Below are 17,196 nucleotides of genomic sequence, written 5' to 3' on the forward strand. Positions count from 1 at the left end.
CGGGGACGCGCGAAATTGTGGACGTTCTACTTGACGAACAAGGAATTCCTTCCGACCTTAGCGGTGAGTCTTTGGTTATCAATGGGGGGAATGTGAAGGACGCCTCCCCATCTTTCGCTGACGAGCTCGTTCGCAGGTTAGCAAGCCGAGGCCCTAAAAGCGTTATCCTGGAGGAGCTACCCGACGGCCTAGCGAATCAGATTCGTCTCTCAGCCAAACTGAGGCGTTTCTCGGCTATGCAGTAGCACGCTTCGCGGGCGTCACGAAGCGATAGACGGCGCTAGTCCCACCTGGCCGCAATCCGTCTGAGTACACGACACATCCGAAACTACCGCCGCCACCTTCGGGATCGTGGGCTTCCGGGCTTAATGAAACGCCAGACTTCTGAACGATCACCTGCATTGCTTCCGAATCGCGCTAAGCTCCAGATATGAGGGACTGAACATTGGAGAGGAACGTCTACCGCGTGAATTATCGAAATGCAGCTGAGGCTTTTACGTCTAAACTTGCCGAGGTTGTGGCAACCGGCTCTGAAGTTCAAGTTCGGGGGCACCTCACTAAGGAGTTAAATCACCAAACGATATCTCTGCTTCGGCCCTTGGAGCGTTGCATTGTTATCCCAAAACGATTCAATGATATATTTGCCACAATAGCTGAGACGATATGGGTGATAGCCGGAAGGAATGATCTATCATTTTTGAATCATTATCTTCCACGTGCTCCAGAGTTCTCCGACGATGGCATGACTTGGCGAGCAGGATACGGCCCCCGTCTACGTAGTTGGGCCGGCATTGACCAACTTGACCGTGTTCGAAGAATTCTTATGGAAGATCCCTCTTCAAGACGTGCCGTTCTCTCTATCTTTGACCCTGCCGTCGATTTTGAAGAGAGCAAAGATATACCCTGTACTAATTGGCTGCACTTTACGGTACGTGATGGATCCCTGGACCTTTGCATCGCTGTGCGCAGTAACGATCTTATGTGGGGTTTTTCCGGAATAAACACATTTGAGTGGAGTGTTCTTCATGAGATGATGGCCTACTGGCTGGGTACCAAGGTTGGAACAGTCACCTACTTTATTTCTTCCCTTCATCTATATGAGCGGCATTTTGAACGAGCTCAACAGATCTTGGCTGGTCGTGGTCATTCGCCGTACTCCTCCTATCCCGCGGAAGTCCAGTTCAATACAACATTTGCGGAACTTCCCTCAATACTCGAACGATGGTTTGAGATTGAGTTCTCGATTAGAGAGGGCATTTCTAAGCCGCAAGAGATCAATGACTTCCCGGATCCCCTACTGCGCGACTACTTGTTCATGCTGGAAGCCTACTGGACACAGAGACGGGCTCCGCACGGTCGCTTTGAACCTCTACTGGCCCAGGTTGGAGATAGGGCGCTAGCGACTGCGGGCATTAGCTACTTTTCCAAAGGTCAAAACAACGTAGAAAACTACGGTCCCGAAATCATAGGGGCGTCTGTGCCAGACAAGAATGATCTGATTCGACATCTGACGAGTCTTCATAGTGTCAAGGACGCGATGTACGGGAACAGTTGGAAACGACGGGGAGAGCAGATCTCGATCATGGCCAACGTTGCGCGAAAGATCGACCGCTTGGTACTTTTTCGTCCTGGTGCGCCGTCCAGCACGGAAAGCGCTCTGGACACTGCCATGGACCTTCTCGTATACGCCATTAAGTACATGACCTATCTGCGCGACGTGCTCGGCGAATCGCCTCCCCCTGGGGTCGAAACGTGGAGTGACGGGCTTGCGGGATTTAACCGCACTATTGAGGACCTTCCCGACGTTCCGTCCGTACGGTCTTACGCCCAAGCAACAGCCGTCGTCACTGAGGCCTTCCAAAAGTTGGAACAGAGCTTTGAATGTAGTGCCGGCGTCGGTGAGCGACAGCCGCTTGTATGGGCGCTTGCAGTCGATGCATGGGCGCTCCTGTGGGCGATGGTGAGTGAGGGGCCGCTGGAAGCGAAACGTCTAATTGATCTCGGCGACGACGGCATCTTTCCCTGATCGCCGATCGGCAGTCGACTCCCATATTTAAGGAAATCCGTCGACGTACGACACCTTCGCCCCAACGTGGCCTAAGCTTCTAGGAAGCTCACTGCACGAACAACATTGAGGCCTGAGCCCTGAACTAGAGGACCGCCCTGAGCCCTGAACTAGAGGACCGCACAGATGATCCGCCCCCAACCACGGCCTGAAGTTTTCGACATCTATTGGAAGTTCGCCTACGAACGACACCGTATCTTCGAGGCTCGGGTCGCGGGTCGGCAAGGGCCGTGGACGGATGATCCCATACTGCGGACATACAAGTTCTGCAATGTTTACCGTGCTGCAGACCGGGTAAGCCAGTATCTTATTCGTGAAATTTGCTATGCGGATGATTCCGACTCTCCAGAAGATCGAATTTTTCAGATTACGGCCTTTAGGACATTCAGTAACATACACACTTGGGAGTCCCTCAAGGGAATTCTAGGACGTAACCCTCGCGTTGCTGATCTTCGAAGTGGCACTCTAGAATCTGCTCTAAACGAAACTAAAAAAACAAATGGTGGGTTATATACCGGGGCCTTTATTCTGTGTGCAACAAACGCTTATGGTCGCGGTCTAAAGCATTTGAACCATGTGGATCTCTTTTCGGATATGTTTCTGAAGAAAGATCTTGCTTCAAAGATTCTCGCTGCAACGACCCTTAAGAACATTTATGATCTTCTGCACAAGTTTCCCCTGATGGGGGACTTCATGTCGTACCAGACAGCCATCGACTTGAACTACTCCAGTCTGGTTAATTTCTCTGAAAATGATTTCACACAGCCAGGCCCAGGGGCATTACGGGGTATAGCCAAAACTTTCTCGAGCACTAACGGCTTATCGCCTAGTGATATTATTATGTGGATGGTGGAACATCAAGAGGAGGAGTTCGATCGCCTCGGTCTCGAATTCACGGGCCTTTGGGGGCGTCCCATCCAAGCCATTGACGCGCAAAATCTCTTCTGTGAAACTGATAAATACTGCCGTGAGGCGGTTCCTTCGCTTGCCTCGGCGCGGACGCGAATAAAGACCAAATACAGGCAGACTACCCAGCCGATTCGTCTGTTCTTCCCGCCAAAGTGGGGAATAAACCATCTTTTGCCGAAAGATCCGGTATTTAACCCGCGTGCGCCCCTACGCGAGTTCGCTCTGGCGTAAGGGTGACATTGCTCAGCGGCACAAGACATGGCCTGCTGACTGGCCCAATGCGGGTTCCAGGGTGTGAATGGCGGTAGCCGGAGGTATGTCCGGCAGTTGGTAAAACTGTTCTGCGGCACGTCATACGCTGACAATCGTTGACAAATCTGTCCGAATATCCGACCATGATGTCATGGAAGAGGACATTCGGGCTGGCTCTGTTGATCTACAGACGAGCGCGGGAGAAGGCCTAAATGCACCTGGTACTCGGGAGGAGCTTGCGGCGCTCTCTTTGGAGGGCATGGCTGATTTAGTTGGACGTGTTGTCGCCTACACCTGTGCGTGGGGTGACGAAGCGACCTCTCAATTTGAACGGGAGGGTGTCAACATGGCCATCGAGAGTGTAGTGGGGGTATTTGCCGCTACGTTCATTACCGAAGCATTCGATGCCGGTCTCATCGATTTCAAGCTCATTGAAGCATGGCAGTGGAGGAGTATTGAGTCAGTAGCCAGGATTATTTTTGAGGCCGTTCAGAATCGATGGGCGTTGTAATGGCTACCTTGATTCAAGCTGAATCAATAAGTGAGGCTTGGCTAAAAAGTCTAGAGTTTACTAATGCGCAACAAAATGGCAAAGCCGTTCATTTGCTGACGTCCGTAGCGGATCCAAGTCGACCGGAAGACCCTCAGATTCGTTCTGCGGTAGACAGGATACTCACGCCCACGACGAAACGTGCGAGCGTTCAGAGCGTTGATACAATCGCGAATACAATCTTTCCGATTTCGCTTTATCCCGATCCTGGCATTTCTTGGTCGTCTGAAAGCAGTACCGATAGTTCTCTTGTGGAGAGTGCCGCTGAGAAGCTGTATAGCAACTATGCAACTATCTTTTCGAACTTACAGAAAGCCCATCGTGAAAATACAAAAGGGACATATTTTTCTCGAATGATTTCGTGGCCCGGGAAGACGATGAATGGGTACAACCAGCTCGAAAAGCGGCTCCAGCATTTGCGTGGTAAGAAGGCGGATCGAGTAACTGCATTTAATGCCAGTGATATGGCTCTTACGGAGCCAGGCGGAGACTCAAGCGAAATTAATATTTACGCAGTTTCTGATCACCGGGTCAGGAGCTTCCCTTGCTTGGTTCACATTGATATCGGTGTTTTCGCTGGCAAAGTAAACCTTCTGGGCGTCTACCGGCATCAGATGCTTATCCAAAAAGGTTACGGAAATCTTATTGGACTCGCTCGTCTACAGAAGTTTATCGCGCAACAGTCCGGATATGGACTCGGCGAGCTGGCTGTTCAAGCTACGTTCGCTTGCGCTGAGCAGCAGTTCTTCACAAAACGAGGCGTGAACGAGTTGGTCGCCACAAAGCTTCAAGGTGCGTTTGAGATATGACCAGCGTGGTAGGTATCGATGCCGTTGACATCCAACGGATTGCAAGGATGCTGGCACTATCGCCGCAACGCTTTGCCGCCTTTGCCTGGACGGAGGCTGAAAGGTCGTACTGCCGTGACCGGCCAGACCGCTATGCGACTAGATGGGCGGCGAAGGAAGCTGTCATGAAAGCTCTCGGCACTGGGTTTGCCACCCTCGACCCGTTGTCAATCGAAGTTGTAACAGTTGAGGACCGCATTCCAATGCTAAGGCTGACTGGGGAAGCAGCTGCGGAAGCCCGGCGACAGCACATCAGTACTTGGGCAATCAGCCTTACACATGAGGGAAACCTGGCCTTGGCTGTAGTAATGGGAACCGGAAGGAATAGTCATGAATGACGAATCGCCAGAAGGGGCTGGAGGAGGCTTGGAGCCGGCTCTACTGGTGGCGGCTCGGTTGCGAGAGGCTCGGGATGTTACAGGTCTGACCCAAGGGGATGTAGCCCTTGCTCTGGGTATTGCCCGAACAAGCGTGGCGGCATTTGAGTCTGGGGTAAGAAAGGTGTCCGCCGTTGAGATCCGTGCGCTTGCCACGCTCTACGGCCGTACCGTCGGCTGGCTTATAGGGGAAGAAGAATCCCCAGATCTGAGTGGGCAGGCGCTGTACCGGGCAACCAATAGCTTGTCGCAAAAGGACCGTGACCAAGTCCTTAAGTTTGCGCAGTTCCTCGCTTCTTCTGCGGCTAACGACGGCAGCCCAGACGGTCAACACAGGACGGGCCATGCTTAGTACAAGTCGCAAGCGCCAGATCACACAGGTCGCAACGCGTACCCTGATGCATAACGGCATAAACATGACCCGACAGGTAGACATTTTCAGCTTGATCAGAAAAAATCGTCTCGTTCTGCGCTTTATGGACCTCGATCGACTTCTGGGTGCCTTCGTCCCCGGAAGTCCTGGTGGTGTGATCATCAACAGCAAGCTCCCCGCGGCACTGCAGAGATATACAGCAGCTCACGAATTTGCCCATTTCGCACTGCACACTGAGGTTTTTGCTTTCGACGGCCAGCTAGAGGTCGAGGGGAGGACGCCGAGTGGATTAGAGTCTGAAGCGCAGCTTTTCGCATCACATCTTCTTATGCCGCTGCCGCTAATGGCGCGAGCAGCCAAGGATGTGGGTCTGGAGCGGGGTAGTGATCCGAACGCCGACCAAGTTTATGGGATAGCGGGCATCGCGGGAGTGAGTTTTTCGGCCGCGCTAGTTCAACTACGAAATCTAGGCATGTTGAATTGGGCCCAAATGCAGTCGCTTCAGGGGGTGCGGCCTCAAAGCGTCGAAGTGAAGCGAACCTTCGGAGAAAAACTAACTGATCGCGGGGCTCATGTTTGGTCTCCGGTCGAACTGGGCCGGGGCAATGTCCAGGATCTATACGTGGGCGACCTCGTTGCCGTAGATCTTCCGGAGAATAGGACTACAGGCTTTCGCTGGTTCGTTTCGCAAAGCACCGATGCGGACTCGGCAGATTACTCTATCGATTCCGATCCCCAAGACATCACCGCCTTGGACCGTTTTATGCTTGCAACTGCTCCGGCAATAACTGTCGGGACAACCCGGGTGTCGCCAAGAGACCCCATGATCGGTGGGGGCGGACGCCGCCAGATACTGATTCGCGCAACCTCCCGGGGTACATGGCGAGTCATTCTGTCGTACGCCCCAGTTCAAAATCCGACCAATTCTGTTGAATCGTTGAACGTGAACGCGGAACTGCATCTTCGTCCCGGTCAGGAGCAGCGAAGGCTCATTCTGGAGAGCTTCCGGGCAAGCGCCGATGGGGAAGTAACATCGTGACAATGCTACCCGTCGACCAGACCCAACCCTGGCCGACCATCGACCTTACAGACCGTTTCATCCCCTTCAGCTTTTCGCAGGGACCTCGTCCACTCTGTCTGGCATTCGCGACCAGCTCGGCTCACAAAATCGCCCGTGGGAGCGTTACTGACTTTAGTCCGGAAGCACTCTGGCATTTTTGCCACAGGAATGGTTACACCCAGCCCGAAGGCACGTCATTTCCAGCGATAGCTGAGGCCATCGGCCGTGAGGGACAGCCATCTCTAGGAGCCTGGCCTTACAACCAAGCCCTCTTCCATGATACGGAGGACGTGCCAGCATTGGCCCAGAAGGAGACATGGAGGACTGCGGTGCTGTCTCCTGTTACGCTCTCGCCTGGGGCACAGACCTACCTTGAGAGGACCCTAACTACGGGGCGCGCGGTCGTCGTCGCCATAGAGGTGTCGGACGAATTCACGTTAGTGAAGGGGGCTGAGGTGGTTGTCGTGCCGGATGTGATCCCCGAACCTCAAGGCGTTCACGCTGTACTTATCGTAGGTGCCGCTGATGATGGGCGCGGTGGGCGGATTTATAGGGTGTTGAACAGCTGGGGGCTCGATTGGGCCGACGGTGGGTTTACTTGGCTCCCCGCCCTCTACCTTGACAAGTACGCAGTGGGCGCCGCCGCTCTGACCCTCTAGCGATTGACCACTTTGCATTCCAAGCTTCTTCTCTTCGTCACATCGCTGGCTGGTGGACAGCAAACCAATAACATAGAACTCAAATATCCTTGCAGGACAGAGTAGCGTGCTTAGTCGGACTCAGGAGCAAAATAATGTTTCCTTCGCTATGGATACTGCAACTGAGTTGGATGTCAGCCAATGACGTTTGGGAGATACATGACTGGGAGACAGCATGATAGTTAGGGCGATGAACTGCGGCGATCCTCAGCAGGTTCCTGGTCTGGACGTGACACTTACGCCACGGCTCTACATTTTGAATTTCGCTGCTTTGGAAGTTCGCAACGGTGATTCAGATGTCGAATACATGAACCTTCGTGACCAACTGATTGCAGTTCCCACATTTGTGGCAGTTGATACCGAAGGCGGCGACTTTGATGCGCTGACTAGTCCGGTGACAAAGTTGGATCCCAGTGATCTAGACTTACCTCTGACGGAGAGAGTTCACAGTAGACTAACGTTCCGGACCTTAGATGGAATCGACAACTACAACTTGGTTATCCGGGGTAATCTCCGAATGCCATTCTTGGTTTCAGATCGCTTTCGGTATTTTGCTGACATAACGGGAACCATCGGAATACTCTCAAGGGAAGCTAATTCAAGCAAGATCGCAGTTTCATCGATTAAGTCAAGTAGTTCTGAAGATGCCATTACACGTGTCGCGGGTATAATGGCGTCAGCTGAATCTTTGCAGCTTGAGAATATAATAGCCAAGTCGAAGCGATGGGATGCTTGCGTTATTGGCAATCCTAGTCTTTATGCCGACTTGCGAGACTTCAATGATGATCAATATGAGGTTTACGAGGTTCAAAAGTATCTAAAGCGGATTCCGCAATGTACTCTTGATCCAGTGTGCTTTCTTTGCGACTCAAAAGAGAACATAACAATTGAACACTGCACCCCAAATTGGCTTATGACAGCCTTAGGGCTGCATCCCATCACGGCCCCGATCGTATGTGAAGAATGCAATAATCGTCTCGGTTTCGAGCTAGAGAAGCCTATGAGCGACCTGTATGCGCGAGATGAAGTACTCGAGAATACTAGTCTGGCGTCAATCTGGGCCGTGAAGACAGCAGTTACTTTGGCTCTTGCTTCAAATATATCGGTCCCCCCCGATTTGAAGGAGGCAATTGCTACTGGGAATCTGGATGGAACTGGTGCAGAAGTCTTTGCATCCAAGATCCCTCGGGGCGACGAGGGCGTGTTTCAGTTTACTGTCACCCGTTTGCGCCGCGCATTGGCAGGAACGTGTTTTTTACTTTCCTTTGCTTTTTCTGGCTACGGTTTTTTGGTCGTACGTTGGGATTCTTTGGAGGTTGGTCAGTTACCACTTATTGACCGAATTTTCCCTACTACTATCATTGGTGCTGATGTTCCGCTGACCGCTCCATTGCTACCCCAATTACTTGAAAGACTGTCTGGTGATGGGTTTGAGTTTAGTTCGATTTCGCATGATCCAATCAAGTCGCCGCGAACCTAGCATACTAGTATCGCGAGGCGTATTTCTCCGGAAGTGAATTGGTCTGTTGGCATTTGGTGGCAATGTTGGTTCAACGATGAAGATGACTAGAAATCATCCTATATTCCGAATTGGGCGCATGCTCTGAGTCTGAGATCAATTCCTGCGAATTCCACCGGCCGAGTAACATCGGCCGGGACGCCCTCGACCTGAGGAGAAAAATGGTGGCTGCGCCCTACGGGTGCTCGAGCTATGCCGAGGAACGCCGACGGTGAGCCACTAATTGCCAAGCATGGGAACTTCCCGGAAGGACAAACGAATGGCTCGGCCGACAGTTCAGGACGTCGCCAGGACTGCTGGTGTGTCCGTGGGGACCGTGTCGCGCGTTCTGAACGGGAGTCCGGCTGTCAGCGAGGCGGCCAAGGAAAAGGTCAACGCCGCTATCAAGACACTGAGCTACCGCCCGCTAGCCTCAGCAAGGGACCTCCGAAGAGACCGAACGATGCGTGTCCTCGCTCTCGCAAAGAACTTGGACTCCCTCGTGATCAGTGAAGTATTCCGTGGTGTCGGCGACGCTGCGGCCGATTCGGGCTATGTCAGCCTCATCGCAGCGACCGACGGTGACCTCGACCGCGAGCAGCAGCTCGTGGACATGCTCCGCAACGGCTCCGTGGACGGACTGGTCATCTTTTCGCCCACAATGCCGGACGATGACGTCAACGCGGTCGCCGAGCAATTGAGCGTCGTCCAAGTGTGTGAAATCGTCGATGCCGAAGCAGCATTCGGGGTGTCCATTGATGACCGCCAGGCCGCTTACGACATCACCAAGCACTTGATCGACACGGGCGCTAAGAAGCTGGCCATGCTCGCCCATAGAGGAGCCCGCTCAGGCCGGCTGCGGGAAGAGGGTTTTCTCCAAGCACTCACGGAAGCGGGCTTGGAACCGGACCAGATCCTGCTTGGCGAGGGCAACTTCGGATTCCACGCCGGCCGCGATCTCGCGAAGAAAATCCTGGAAACAAAGGACCTCCCGGACGCCATCTTCTGTGGAACCGACGTGGTCGCCGCCGGGTGCGTCCGTGAGCTCACCGACGCTGGCCTAAAAGTCCCGGACGACATTGCCGTAGCCGGCTTCGACGACTCAGCCCAGGCAGAAATGTGCGTCCCGGAGCTGACGACCGTTCGCCAACCCGCCTACGAAATGGGCCGCGTAGCCTTCGCTGAACTCCTGGAACGGATGACCGTCGAAGGCTCACATCGCAAGGGAAGAACCTTCCTCCCACACGAACTCGTCATCCGGGACTCCACCAAATAAAGAGGGTTGACAGCTCTCAGTGGTCCCTGTCACACTACTTTGGAATCGATTCCACGGCCGCAAGGCCAACTCTTTTGAAAACATTTGGAATCGATTCCATGAACCAAAAACGAACCACCGGCAAAGAAGCCACCCTCAGCACGCGGAACAGCGAAAACGCGCACTGAACCCCCGCCCACAGCCACCAAAGGAGCCACTTGTGGACTTGAACCGACCTGCTTCTCCGCTCCAGAGCCAGAACCAAGTAACGCCCCGCAACCGAAAAGCCCTCGCATCAGCGGCAATCGCAGCTGCAGCCCTCCTCCTAACCGCGTGCGGCGGGGGAGCCGCGCCCCAAGGTGCCGAGCAAGCGGCAGCTGCCGATCCGGCGTCGGGCGCTAATGCCAGCGGCAACGTGAACATCTGCGGCGTCAAGGACGCGAGCGGCATCTACAAGGGCACAGCGGAAGCGTTCACCAAGGCGAACGGCAAGGTCACGGCCAAGTACACGGAGATCGGAGCCACCACGGATGAAGCCCGCACGCAGATCGTGCAGCGGCTCGAGGGCAAGTCCACCGAGTGCGACCTCTTCGTAACGGACGTCATCTGGACCTCCGAGTTCGCCTCCCAGGGCTGGCTGCTGGACCAGACCAAGCTGGTTGAAGCCAACAAGGACCGGCTCATTCCCTCCACTGTGGAAACCACCAAGTACCAGGACAAGTACTGGGGATCGCCGTTCTTCACCAACGCCGGACTGATCTACTACCAGAAGGACAAGGTGGCAAAGCCAGAGACCTGGCAGCAGCTCTACGCGGAAGCCGCCAAAGCTCCCGGCAACGGCTTCGTCTACCAGGGCAAGCAGTACGAGGGCCTCACGGTGAACTTTCTCGAAATGCTCTACAGCGCAGGCGGCGAAGTCCTGGATGACCAAGGCAACGTCAAGATCGACTCCAAGGAAACCCGCGACGTCCTCAACTTCATGAGCGACGGACTCAAGAACGGCTCAGCCGACCGCGCCGTCCTCACCTACAACGAAGACCCCGCCCGCCTCGCCTACGAGTCCGGCGACTTCGGATACCAGCGCAACTGGCCGCACGTGTACCGCCTGCTCAACGCGACACCGCTGGCGTCCAGCTTCGCGGTCGCGCCGCTGCCCGCATGGGAAGGGGGCAAGGCTTCCGGCGTGCTCGGCGGCTGGAACCTGGCGATCTCGGCCCACTCCACCAACCAGGCCGGGGCCGTCGCGTTCATCGACTTCGCCACCACCCCGGACTGGCAGAAGCACGTGGCCATGGACTACTCGCAGGCCCCGGTGAACGAGGCCGCCTACTCCGACCCGGCGGTCCTGCAGAAGATGCCGTTCGCCACCGAACTCCTCGCCTCCGTGAAGGGTGCCAAGCCGCGCCCGATCTCCCCGGTCTACCCGCAGATCTCGCAGGCGATCTACAAGAACGTCTACGCCGTCCTCTCCGGAACCGCCTCCACCGAGGATGCCGTGAAGAGCATGTCCGAGGAAATCACCGCCGCCAAGGCGAGCTTCTGATCATGGCCCTCAAGACAATTCAAGCCAGCGGCGCACCCGGAGGCCGCTCGCCAAACCGCGTAAGCGGCCGCGACCGGGCCGAGCGGAAGCTCGCGTTCCGCATGACCGCCCCATCGCTGGTCATCATGGCGCTGGTTGCGGCGGTCCCCATCGGCTACGCGATCTGGCTCTCGCTGAACCAGTACAGCGTCCGCACCGCCGGCCTGTCCCGCTTTGTCGGGCTGGACAACTACATCGCCGCCCTCACCAGCAACGAATGGTGGGCCGCCTTCGGCCAGACGTTCCTCTTCGCGGGTCTCTCCGTCAGCCTGGAACTCATCCTCGGTACGGCCATGGCACTCCTGCTCAACCTCGCGTTCAAGGGCCGCGCCGTCCTCCGCACCGTGGTTCTGCTGCCGTACGCGATCATCACCGTGGTCAGCGCCATCACCTGGCAAACGATGTTCCAGCCCAACATGGGCCTGGTCACCAACGTCCTTTCCACGCTGGGGCTGCCGGGCGGCGACGTCGTCTGGCTCGGTGAGCACGGCTACGCGATGGCCGTAATCGTCATGGCCGACGTCTGGAAGACCACCCCATTCGCGGCGCTCATCATCCTGGCCGGCCTGCAGGTCATCTCCGCCGAAACGTACGAGGCCGCGGAACTCGATGGCGCCAGCAAGTGGCAGACCTTCGTGAACATCACCCTGCCGCTCCTGCGCCCGGCAATCGTCCTCGCCGCGATCTTCCGCACCATGGATGCCCTCCGCGTCTTCGACCTGCCGTTCGTCCTCACCCGCGGCGCCAACGGCACCGAATCCATGTCCATGCTCGCCTACGGCCAACTGCGCGAAAACCGGCTGGTGGGCGAAGGCTCGGCGCTATCCATCCTGACCTTCCTCACCGTCATGGTGGTCTCCGTCATCTATATCCGCTTCGGCGGCGGCAACATCCGCGACGTCGCGAAGGAGGAACAATGAGCACGCTGACAGCAGAACGCCCGACGCCGGAACTCGCCACGGCGCGCAAGGCACCCAAGCGCCGCTTGCGCGGGGAATCGAAACTGCACCCACTGGTATGGGTGTTCGTGGTGGCCGTCATGGCTTTCTCGCTCATCCCCTTCTACTGGCTGGTGAACACCTCCCTTAAGAAGGGAGCGAGCCTGTCCAGGGGCGAGCTCTTCCCGAGCCAGCCGACCCTGGAGAACTATCTGGTGGTCTTCCAGAACCCCGAGTTCCTCTTGGCCTTGCGCAACTCGGTGATTATCGCCGTCGTGACTACAACAGTGGCGCTGGTGTTCGCGTCCTTCGCCGCCTATGCGCTGGCCAGGCTGAAGATGCGCCGCAAGGCGATGATCCTGACGCTGATCCTCTCGGTCACCACGTTCCCGGCGATCGCCATCGCGGCCCCGATGTTCTCCATCTGGCGCGAAATCGGCCTGTACGACACCTTGCTTGGGCTCATCATTCCGAAGCTGACCTTCGCGTTGCCGCTGGCGATCTACACGCTGACGTCGTTCTTCAAGGAGATCCCGCGAGAGCTTGAGGAATCCGCCTACATGGATGGCGCCACACCGTTTGTCGCGTTCCGGAAGGTGATCCTGCCGCTGGCGGTTCCCGGTCTGGCGACGACGGCGATCCTGGTGTTCATCTCCGTCTGGAACGAATTCCTCCTGGCCGTCACGCTGACCACCTCGCCGGAATCACGTCCCGTCCCGGTGGCTATCGCGTTCTTCAGCGGCACCAGCGAGTTCGACCAACCCCTTGGCACCATCAGCGCCGCGTCGGTGATCATCACCATCCCGCTCGTGATCCTGGTGCTCTTGTGCCAGAAGCGCATCGTGTCCGGCATGACGGCCGGTGCGGTCAAGGGCTAAGCCCGTCACGAAGTCCCCAAACCCCTCACAGACTCTAAGAAACCACACAAAGAACAGGAACAACGTGAGCATTCAGCAGCAGGCCCCGTCCGCAACCCTCAAGGTAGGAGTTGTGGGCATCGGTTGGGCCGGCCAGCAGCACCTCAAGGCATACAGCAACATTCCCGGCGTCGAAATTGTTGCCGTCGCCGGCATGGAAGAAGAGCTTCTCGCCCAGCTGACCGAGGAGTACGGCATCCCTCATGCCTTCGCCCGCTGGGAGGACATGATTGAGCTTGAGGACCTCGACGCCGTTAGCGTCGCCGTCCCCACGTTCCTGCATGCACCCATCGCGATTGCTTCGCTTGAGCGGGGCCTGCATGTGCTGAGCGAGAAGCCGATCGCGCGCAACGCCGTCGAGGGTCAACAGATGGTGGACGCCGCCCGAAAGGCCGGCCGCGTGCTGGACGTCGCGTTCAACCACCGCCGCCGCGGCGACATCCAGGCGCTGAAGGAAGTGATCGACGCCGGCACGCTGGGACGTCCGTACTACGCCAAGGCATCGTGGCTCCGACGCCAAGGGATCCCGATGCTGGGCAGCTGGTTCACCAATCCTGAGCTCGCCGGTGGCGGTCCGCTGGCTGATATCGGCGTCCACGTGCTGGACTACTCGCTGCACCTGCTGGGGGAGCCGAAGGTCCTGGCGGTCTCGGCCTCAACGCACTCCGAACTCGGCCCCCGCGGCCTCGGCGGCAACGCCCGCTACACAGCCTCGAACTCCAGCCATAAGTTTGAAGTGGAAGACTTCGCATCGGCGTTCATTCGGTTGGAAGGCGGCGGTACCTTGATCCTCGAAGCCGGCTGGGCCACCTACCGCGACGAACGGGACCTGATGGACTTCACCGTTTACGGGACCGACGGCGGAGCAGACTTGCGCTCGGTGGGCGCCTCCGAGAACCCAGTGGCGGACGTGCACGTCTTCACCGAGAAGGACGGCGAGAACGCGGACTTCGAAGTGGTGGCCGAACCCGGGCGAGCCCACCAGGCCGTCGTCGACGATTTCATTACCGCCGTGCGCGGTGGCGAAACTGTGTGGGGAAGCCATGACGGTTCGCTTGCCCTGAGCCGCGCGCTGATACTCGATGCTTGCTACAAATCCGCCCTCGAACAACGTGAAGTGGTGCTCTAAATGACTGATGCGAAATTGAAGATTGTTGTCTGGAACGAGGCCGTCCACGAGGCCCGCAACGAGCCCGCAACCATCGGCGAGATGTACCCGGAAGGCATTCACGGCGCCATCGCCGCCGGACTCCGCGGCTTCTACCCGGACTCTGAAATCTCCACAGCCACCCTCGCTGATCCCGAGCACGGACTCTCCGAAGAAGTCCTTGCACAGACCGATGTGTTGCTCTGGTGGGGGCACATTGCGCATGAGGAAGTTAGCGACGAAGTGGTGGAGCGCGTGCAGCGGCACGTCCTGGGCGGAATGGGTTTGGTGGTGCTGCACTCCGGCCACTTCGCCAAGATCTTCACCCGTTTGTTGGGGACCACGTGCTCGCTGAAGTGGCGCAACGAAGGCGAACGCGAGCTGGTGTGGACGGTCAAGCCCTCGCACCCGATCGCGGCCGGAATTGAAAGCCCGATTGTGATTCCCCAGCAGGAAATGTACGGCGAGCTGTTCGACATTCCGGAGCCCGATGACCTGATCTTCATCAGCTCGTTCACCGGGGGAGAGGTGTTCCGCTCCGGCGTGACGTTTTCCCGCGGCAAGGGCCGGATCTTCTACTTCAGCCCCGGCGACCAGGAATACCCCGTGTACCACCAGCCGCAGATCCAGAAGGTCATCGCCAACGGTGTCGGCTGGGTTGCGCAGCCGGGTGTGTTCCGGGAGGCGCCGGAGGTTTCCAATCCTGCGCGGGGGTGGTTCGAGGAGGCGTAGGACCTCGGGCTGGATGGCCGGCTACGACAAAGCGGCCCGGCGGAGCTTATCTTTTGTCTGCAATTTGCGTGGCAGCTCGTCGGGACCTGATGATTGCCAGTCCGAAAACGCTGCCTGCGGCGGCCAGGAAGAAAAACAGCACCAGCAGTGGCCCCGACATCCCCGGGAAGAGCGGGTTGCGGCCGGTCAGGAAGATTGAAGCCAAGAGGCCCACCATCGACACGCAGAAAATCAGCCCCAGTGCCTTCTGCATGCGGCCCTGGCGAATTGGCAGTGACTTGTTTGAAGTAGCCATGGATTGATCCTATGCCGACAGATCCGGTGAGCATCGGGCCCAGCCATTTCACGCCGTGTCTTCAGGCCGTCACGTCGTCGCCTCTCCCAAGATCAGGTACCACTTCATGTCTGTGAGGGGTTACAGAAGGTCACCCGCGAAATCTGGGACCGAGGCGGCATCGCATCTTCGGTCGGCCACGGCTACTGCGGGGAAAGAATCCGCGCTTTTCTAAAAAACGCCTGATGGTGACAGGAGATTCGATTGGCAGAGGCGGGGATCAACCAACTTCAGAGAGTGACTGCTGGTCGTTTGGTGCCGCTTGATCAACATCGGCGATGAATTTATTCAGCCACTCGATTGCAGGAGCGACATCAGGTACGACGTCGAGGCCCTCGGCAGCTTCGGCGTAGAGGGTCGCCCAGCCTGCTCCCTCGGTCACTATAGGAGGCCAAATATGGGCCTTTCGGTAGTCGAATAAACGAACACATGTGGCACGGACCGCCGCCAGGTTCAGCTGCTCGCGAGAGCACAGGAGCTGCAGGTCTATAAGGTCCCGGGCGCGGTCGCTGCCGGATGCGGTGGATGCGTGTATCTTTTGGGCGATTTGGTGGTCTGCCGGCATTACCGCAACTGGACTTGGGGCAGGGAGACCTACAGAAGTGAACATCTCGACGATGCTGGGCGCCAGTGTGAAATCGGGATCGTCAGCATCGCCAATCTCATTGTGGCCGAGTTCGAACGGCACTGTGCACCAGGGCTTCCCCTCGTAATCGAGCTTCACATCGAACGGCTTCATTACATAGGGGGCGGGAATTCCTTTGGGTTTCGGGGCTTTTCGTTCGGCCAACCGGCCAGTGAAACCAGCCCATCCCTGGGCTAGCCGCTCCTCGAAGTCGGCTCGGAAGCTCGACAGTCCTCCTGATCGGGCGGCGTCAAGGTCGCGGGTAAACCTTGTGTCGGAGCCGTATCGCAGCGCCATCGCACTGCCACCTTTTACTGCACCTTCGGGCAGCATCTGGCCGATCACCACTAGGGCCATCGTCGTCCGCCGGCGAAGGGTGAGGCTTGCGTCTACCTCGAGGTTCTTCAACCGCTGGTTAAGGGCGGCAAGATTCCGGGGCGGGGTGTCGTAGCTCATTTGGAGAGCACCTTCCGCACCCGGTTCCACTCCGCCGTCGTCAGGAGTCCCTCAGTCCGGGCCTTAGCGGCCGCGTCCCGCAGTCGCGTGCTTGGGACTCGGCCAAGGCATTCGAGGAGAGCTTCGCTAAGCTGCTGGGCACGGATCCCCCGGTAGCGTGTAACCTTCGTTCCGGCCTGCGCCTTGGTGACTTTCACATAGGGGGGCATTGTGCGGCGGACCCGACGTTCGGTCCCAACGGTGATCTTTGTAGGATTCACGTCCCCAAGCCCGAGGAGGGCCAGAACGGATTCTCCGCGAAGGTAGGCATCGTCTCCCGCGCGCAATGTCGCTTCGGCGAATTGATCTTCGTCCGTCGGGGGAATGTCGCTCATGCGGTAGAGGCCGTATCCGACGTGATCGAGGCCGCCACGGGCTGTGAGTTTGGGCAATTCGACGGCAGGCACGCCGGCGGTCACGGCATCCGCGGTTGTGACATAACCATGGTTGTCGTAGGCGATCTCCCGCAGCACGTCGCGATATGTTGTCCTCATGGCAAAACAATACCGTAGGCGGTATTGTTTTGCCATTTCTTGCAACC

The 17,196-nt window shown here is 57.2% G+C and carries 18 protein-coding genes; 15 read left to right on the forward strand and 3 right to left on the reverse strand.

Going from position 1 to position 17,196, the window contains the following annotated elements:
- Positions 1–517: 517 nt before the first annotated feature.
- The 15 genes from AC6JA3_RS03590 to AC6JA3_RS03660 all read left to right on the forward strand — a co-directional run bounded on the left by AC6JA3_RS03590 (position 518) and on the right by AC6JA3_RS03660 (position 15,201).
- The gene (locus tag AC6JA3_RS03590) at positions 518–2,026 is read left to right on the forward strand and encodes a thymidylate synthase (protein ID WP_347783630.1); all 1,509 of its coding nucleotides are present in this window, start codon (positions 518–520) and stop codon (positions 2,024–2,026) included.
- Positions 2,027–2,191: 165 nt separating this feature from the next.
- Complete coding sequence (locus tag AC6JA3_RS03595; RefSeq protein WP_347782577.1) at positions 2,192–3,205, forward strand: nucleotide kinase domain-containing protein; 1,014 nt, start codon at positions 2,192–2,194, stop codon at positions 3,203–3,205.
- Positions 3,206–3,377: 172 nt separating this feature from the next.
- Positions 3,378–3,737, forward strand: a complete 360-nt coding sequence (locus tag AC6JA3_RS03600; RefSeq protein WP_347782578.1) for a hypothetical protein — start codon at positions 3,378–3,380, stop codon at positions 3,735–3,737.
- A complete protein-coding gene (locus tag AC6JA3_RS03605; protein WP_347782579.1) occupies positions 3,737–4,585 on the forward strand; it encodes a hypothetical protein in 849 nt (282 codons plus the stop codon). Before AC6JA3_RS03600 ends, AC6JA3_RS03605 begins: the two co-directional genes overlap by 1 nt.
- Positions 4,582–4,962 (forward strand): holo-ACP synthase, encoded by a 381-nt coding sequence (locus tag AC6JA3_RS03610; protein WP_431768455.1) that lies wholly within the window; start codon positions 4,582–4,584, stop codon positions 4,960–4,962. The genes AC6JA3_RS03605 and AC6JA3_RS03610 overlap by 4 nt, the downstream gene beginning before the upstream one ends.
- Positions 4,955–5,353 carry a helix-turn-helix domain-containing protein gene (locus tag AC6JA3_RS03615; RefSeq protein ID WP_347782580.1) on the forward strand — a complete coding sequence of 133 codons (399 nt, stop codon included), beginning with the start codon at positions 4,955–4,957 and terminating at the stop codon, positions 5,351–5,353. Before AC6JA3_RS03610 ends, AC6JA3_RS03615 begins: the two co-directional genes overlap by 8 nt.
- Positions 5,346–6,413 (forward strand): ImmA/IrrE family metallo-endopeptidase, encoded by a 1,068-nt coding sequence (locus tag AC6JA3_RS03620; RefSeq protein ID WP_497919899.1) that lies wholly within the window; start codon positions 5,346–5,348, stop codon positions 6,411–6,413. Before AC6JA3_RS03615 ends, AC6JA3_RS03620 begins: the two co-directional genes overlap by 8 nt.
- 2 nt (positions 6,414–6,415) lie before the next feature.
- On the forward strand, positions 6,416–7,093 hold the full coding sequence (locus tag AC6JA3_RS03625; RefSeq protein ID WP_347783631.1) for a C1 family peptidase: 678 nt from the start codon (positions 6,416–6,418) through the stop codon (positions 7,091–7,093).
- Positions 7,094–7,322: 229 nt separating this feature from the next.
- Positions 7,323–8,612: a hypothetical protein gene (locus tag AC6JA3_RS03630; RefSeq protein ID WP_497919900.1), complete on the forward strand. Its 1,290-nt coding sequence runs from the start codon at positions 7,323–7,325 to the stop codon at positions 8,610–8,612.
- Between the two features lie 298 nt (positions 8,613–8,910).
- Positions 8,911–9,906 carry a LacI family DNA-binding transcriptional regulator gene (locus tag AC6JA3_RS03635; RefSeq protein WP_347782583.1) on the forward strand — a complete coding sequence of 332 codons (996 nt, stop codon included), beginning with the start codon at positions 8,911–8,913 and terminating at the stop codon, positions 9,904–9,906.
- A 199-nt stretch (positions 9,907–10,105) separates the two neighbouring features.
- Positions 10,106–11,428 carry an ABC transporter substrate-binding protein gene (locus AC6JA3_RS03640; protein WP_347782584.1) on the forward strand — a complete coding sequence of 441 codons (1,323 nt, stop codon included), beginning with the start codon at positions 10,106–10,108 and terminating at the stop codon, positions 11,426–11,428.
- 2 nt (positions 11,429–11,430) lie between these two features.
- Positions 11,431–12,387: a carbohydrate ABC transporter permease gene (locus AC6JA3_RS03645; RefSeq protein ID WP_347782585.1), complete on the forward strand. Its 957-nt coding sequence runs from the start codon at positions 11,431–11,433 to the stop codon at positions 12,385–12,387.
- On the forward strand, positions 12,384–13,283 hold the full coding sequence (locus AC6JA3_RS03650) for a carbohydrate ABC transporter permease (protein WP_026547002.1): 900 nt from the start codon (positions 12,384–12,386) through the stop codon (positions 13,281–13,283). The genes AC6JA3_RS03645 and AC6JA3_RS03650 overlap by 4 nt, the downstream gene beginning before the upstream one ends.
- Before the next feature lie 64 nt (positions 13,284–13,347).
- Positions 13,348–14,451, forward strand: a complete 1,104-nt coding sequence (locus AC6JA3_RS03655) for a Gfo/Idh/MocA family protein (protein WP_347782586.1) — start codon at positions 13,348–13,350, stop codon at positions 14,449–14,451.
- Positions 14,452–15,201, forward strand: a complete 750-nt coding sequence (locus AC6JA3_RS03660) for a ThuA domain-containing protein (protein WP_347782587.1) — start codon at positions 14,452–14,454, stop codon at positions 15,199–15,201.
- A 46-nt stretch (positions 15,202–15,247) separates the two neighbouring features.
- On the opposite strand, the gene AC6JA3_RS03665 is transcribed toward AC6JA3_RS03660, so the two are convergent.
- From AC6JA3_RS03665 to AC6JA3_RS03675, 3 genes are all read right to left on the reverse strand, one after another.
- Positions 15,248–15,496 (reverse strand): hypothetical protein, encoded by a 249-nt coding sequence (locus tag AC6JA3_RS03665; RefSeq protein WP_347782588.1) that lies wholly within the window; start codon positions 15,494–15,496, stop codon positions 15,248–15,250.
- A gap of 259 nt (positions 15,497–15,755) precedes the next feature.
- Positions 15,756–16,616, reverse strand: coding sequence for a nucleotidyl transferase AbiEii/AbiGii toxin family protein (locus AC6JA3_RS03670; RefSeq protein ID WP_347782589.1), 861 nt, complete (start codon positions 16,614–16,616; stop codon positions 15,756–15,758).
- On the reverse strand, positions 16,613–17,149 hold the full coding sequence (locus AC6JA3_RS03675) for a type IV toxin-antitoxin system AbiEi family antitoxin domain-containing protein (RefSeq protein WP_497919901.1): 537 nt from the start codon (positions 17,147–17,149) through the stop codon (positions 16,613–16,615). The genes AC6JA3_RS03670 and AC6JA3_RS03675 overlap by 4 nt, the downstream gene beginning before the upstream one ends.
- Positions 17,150–17,196 lie beyond the last annotated feature (47 nt).

The organism is Arthrobacter sp. TmtSoilC79 (assembly GCF_059739405.1).

What these genes read in the sequence shown, in the direction of transcription:
- AC6JA3_RS03595 (WP_347782577.1), top strand. Translation starts at nt 2,192, where the DNA reads ATGATCCGCCCCCAACCACGGCCTGAAGTTTTCGACATCTATTGGAAG.
- AC6JA3_RS03600 (WP_347782578.1), top strand. Translation starts at nt 3,378, where the DNA reads ATGGAAGAGGACATTCGGGCTGGCTCTGTTGATCTACAGACGAGCGCG.
- AC6JA3_RS03605 (WP_347782579.1), top strand. Translation starts at nt 3,737, where the DNA reads ATGGCTACCTTGATTCAAGCTGAATCAATAAGTGAGGCTTGGCTAAAA.
- AC6JA3_RS03610 (WP_431768455.1), top strand. Translation starts at nt 4,582, where the DNA reads ATGACCAGCGTGGTAGGTATCGATGCCGTTGACATCCAACGGATTGCA.
- AC6JA3_RS03615 (WP_347782580.1), top strand. Translation starts at nt 4,955, where the DNA reads ATGAATGACGAATCGCCAGAAGGGGCTGGAGGAGGCTTGGAGCCGGCT.
- AC6JA3_RS03620 (WP_497919899.1), top strand. Translation starts at nt 5,346, where the DNA reads ATGCTTAGTACAAGTCGCAAGCGCCAGATCACACAGGTCGCAACGCGT.
- AC6JA3_RS03625 (WP_347783631.1), top strand. Translation starts at nt 6,416, where the DNA reads ATGCTACCCGTCGACCAGACCCAACCCTGGCCGACCATCGACCTTACA.
- AC6JA3_RS03630 (WP_497919900.1), top strand. Translation starts at nt 7,323, where the DNA reads ATGAACTGCGGCGATCCTCAGCAGGTTCCTGGTCTGGACGTGACACTT.
- AC6JA3_RS03635 (WP_347782583.1), top strand. Translation starts at nt 8,911, where the DNA reads ATGGCTCGGCCGACAGTTCAGGACGTCGCCAGGACTGCTGGTGTGTCC.
- AC6JA3_RS03645 (WP_347782585.1), top strand. Translation starts at nt 11,431, where the DNA reads ATGGCCCTCAAGACAATTCAAGCCAGCGGCGCACCCGGAGGCCGCTCG.
- AC6JA3_RS03650 (WP_026547002.1), top strand. Translation starts at nt 12,384, where the DNA reads ATGAGCACGCTGACAGCAGAACGCCCGACGCCGGAACTCGCCACGGCG.
- AC6JA3_RS03660 (WP_347782587.1), top strand. Translation starts at nt 14,452, where the DNA reads ATGACTGATGCGAAATTGAAGATTGTTGTCTGGAACGAGGCCGTCCAC.
- AC6JA3_RS03665 (WP_347782588.1), bottom strand. Translation starts at nt 15,496, where the DNA reads ATGGCTACTTCAAACAAGTCACTGCCAATTCGCCAGGGCCGCATGCAG.
- AC6JA3_RS03670 (WP_347782589.1), bottom strand. Translation starts at nt 16,616, where the DNA reads ATGAGCTACGACACCCCGCCCCGGAATCTTGCCGCCCTTAACCAGCGG.
- AC6JA3_RS03675 (WP_497919901.1), bottom strand. Translation starts at nt 17,149, where the DNA reads ATGAGGACAACATATCGCGACGTGCTGCGGGAGATCGCCTACGACAAC.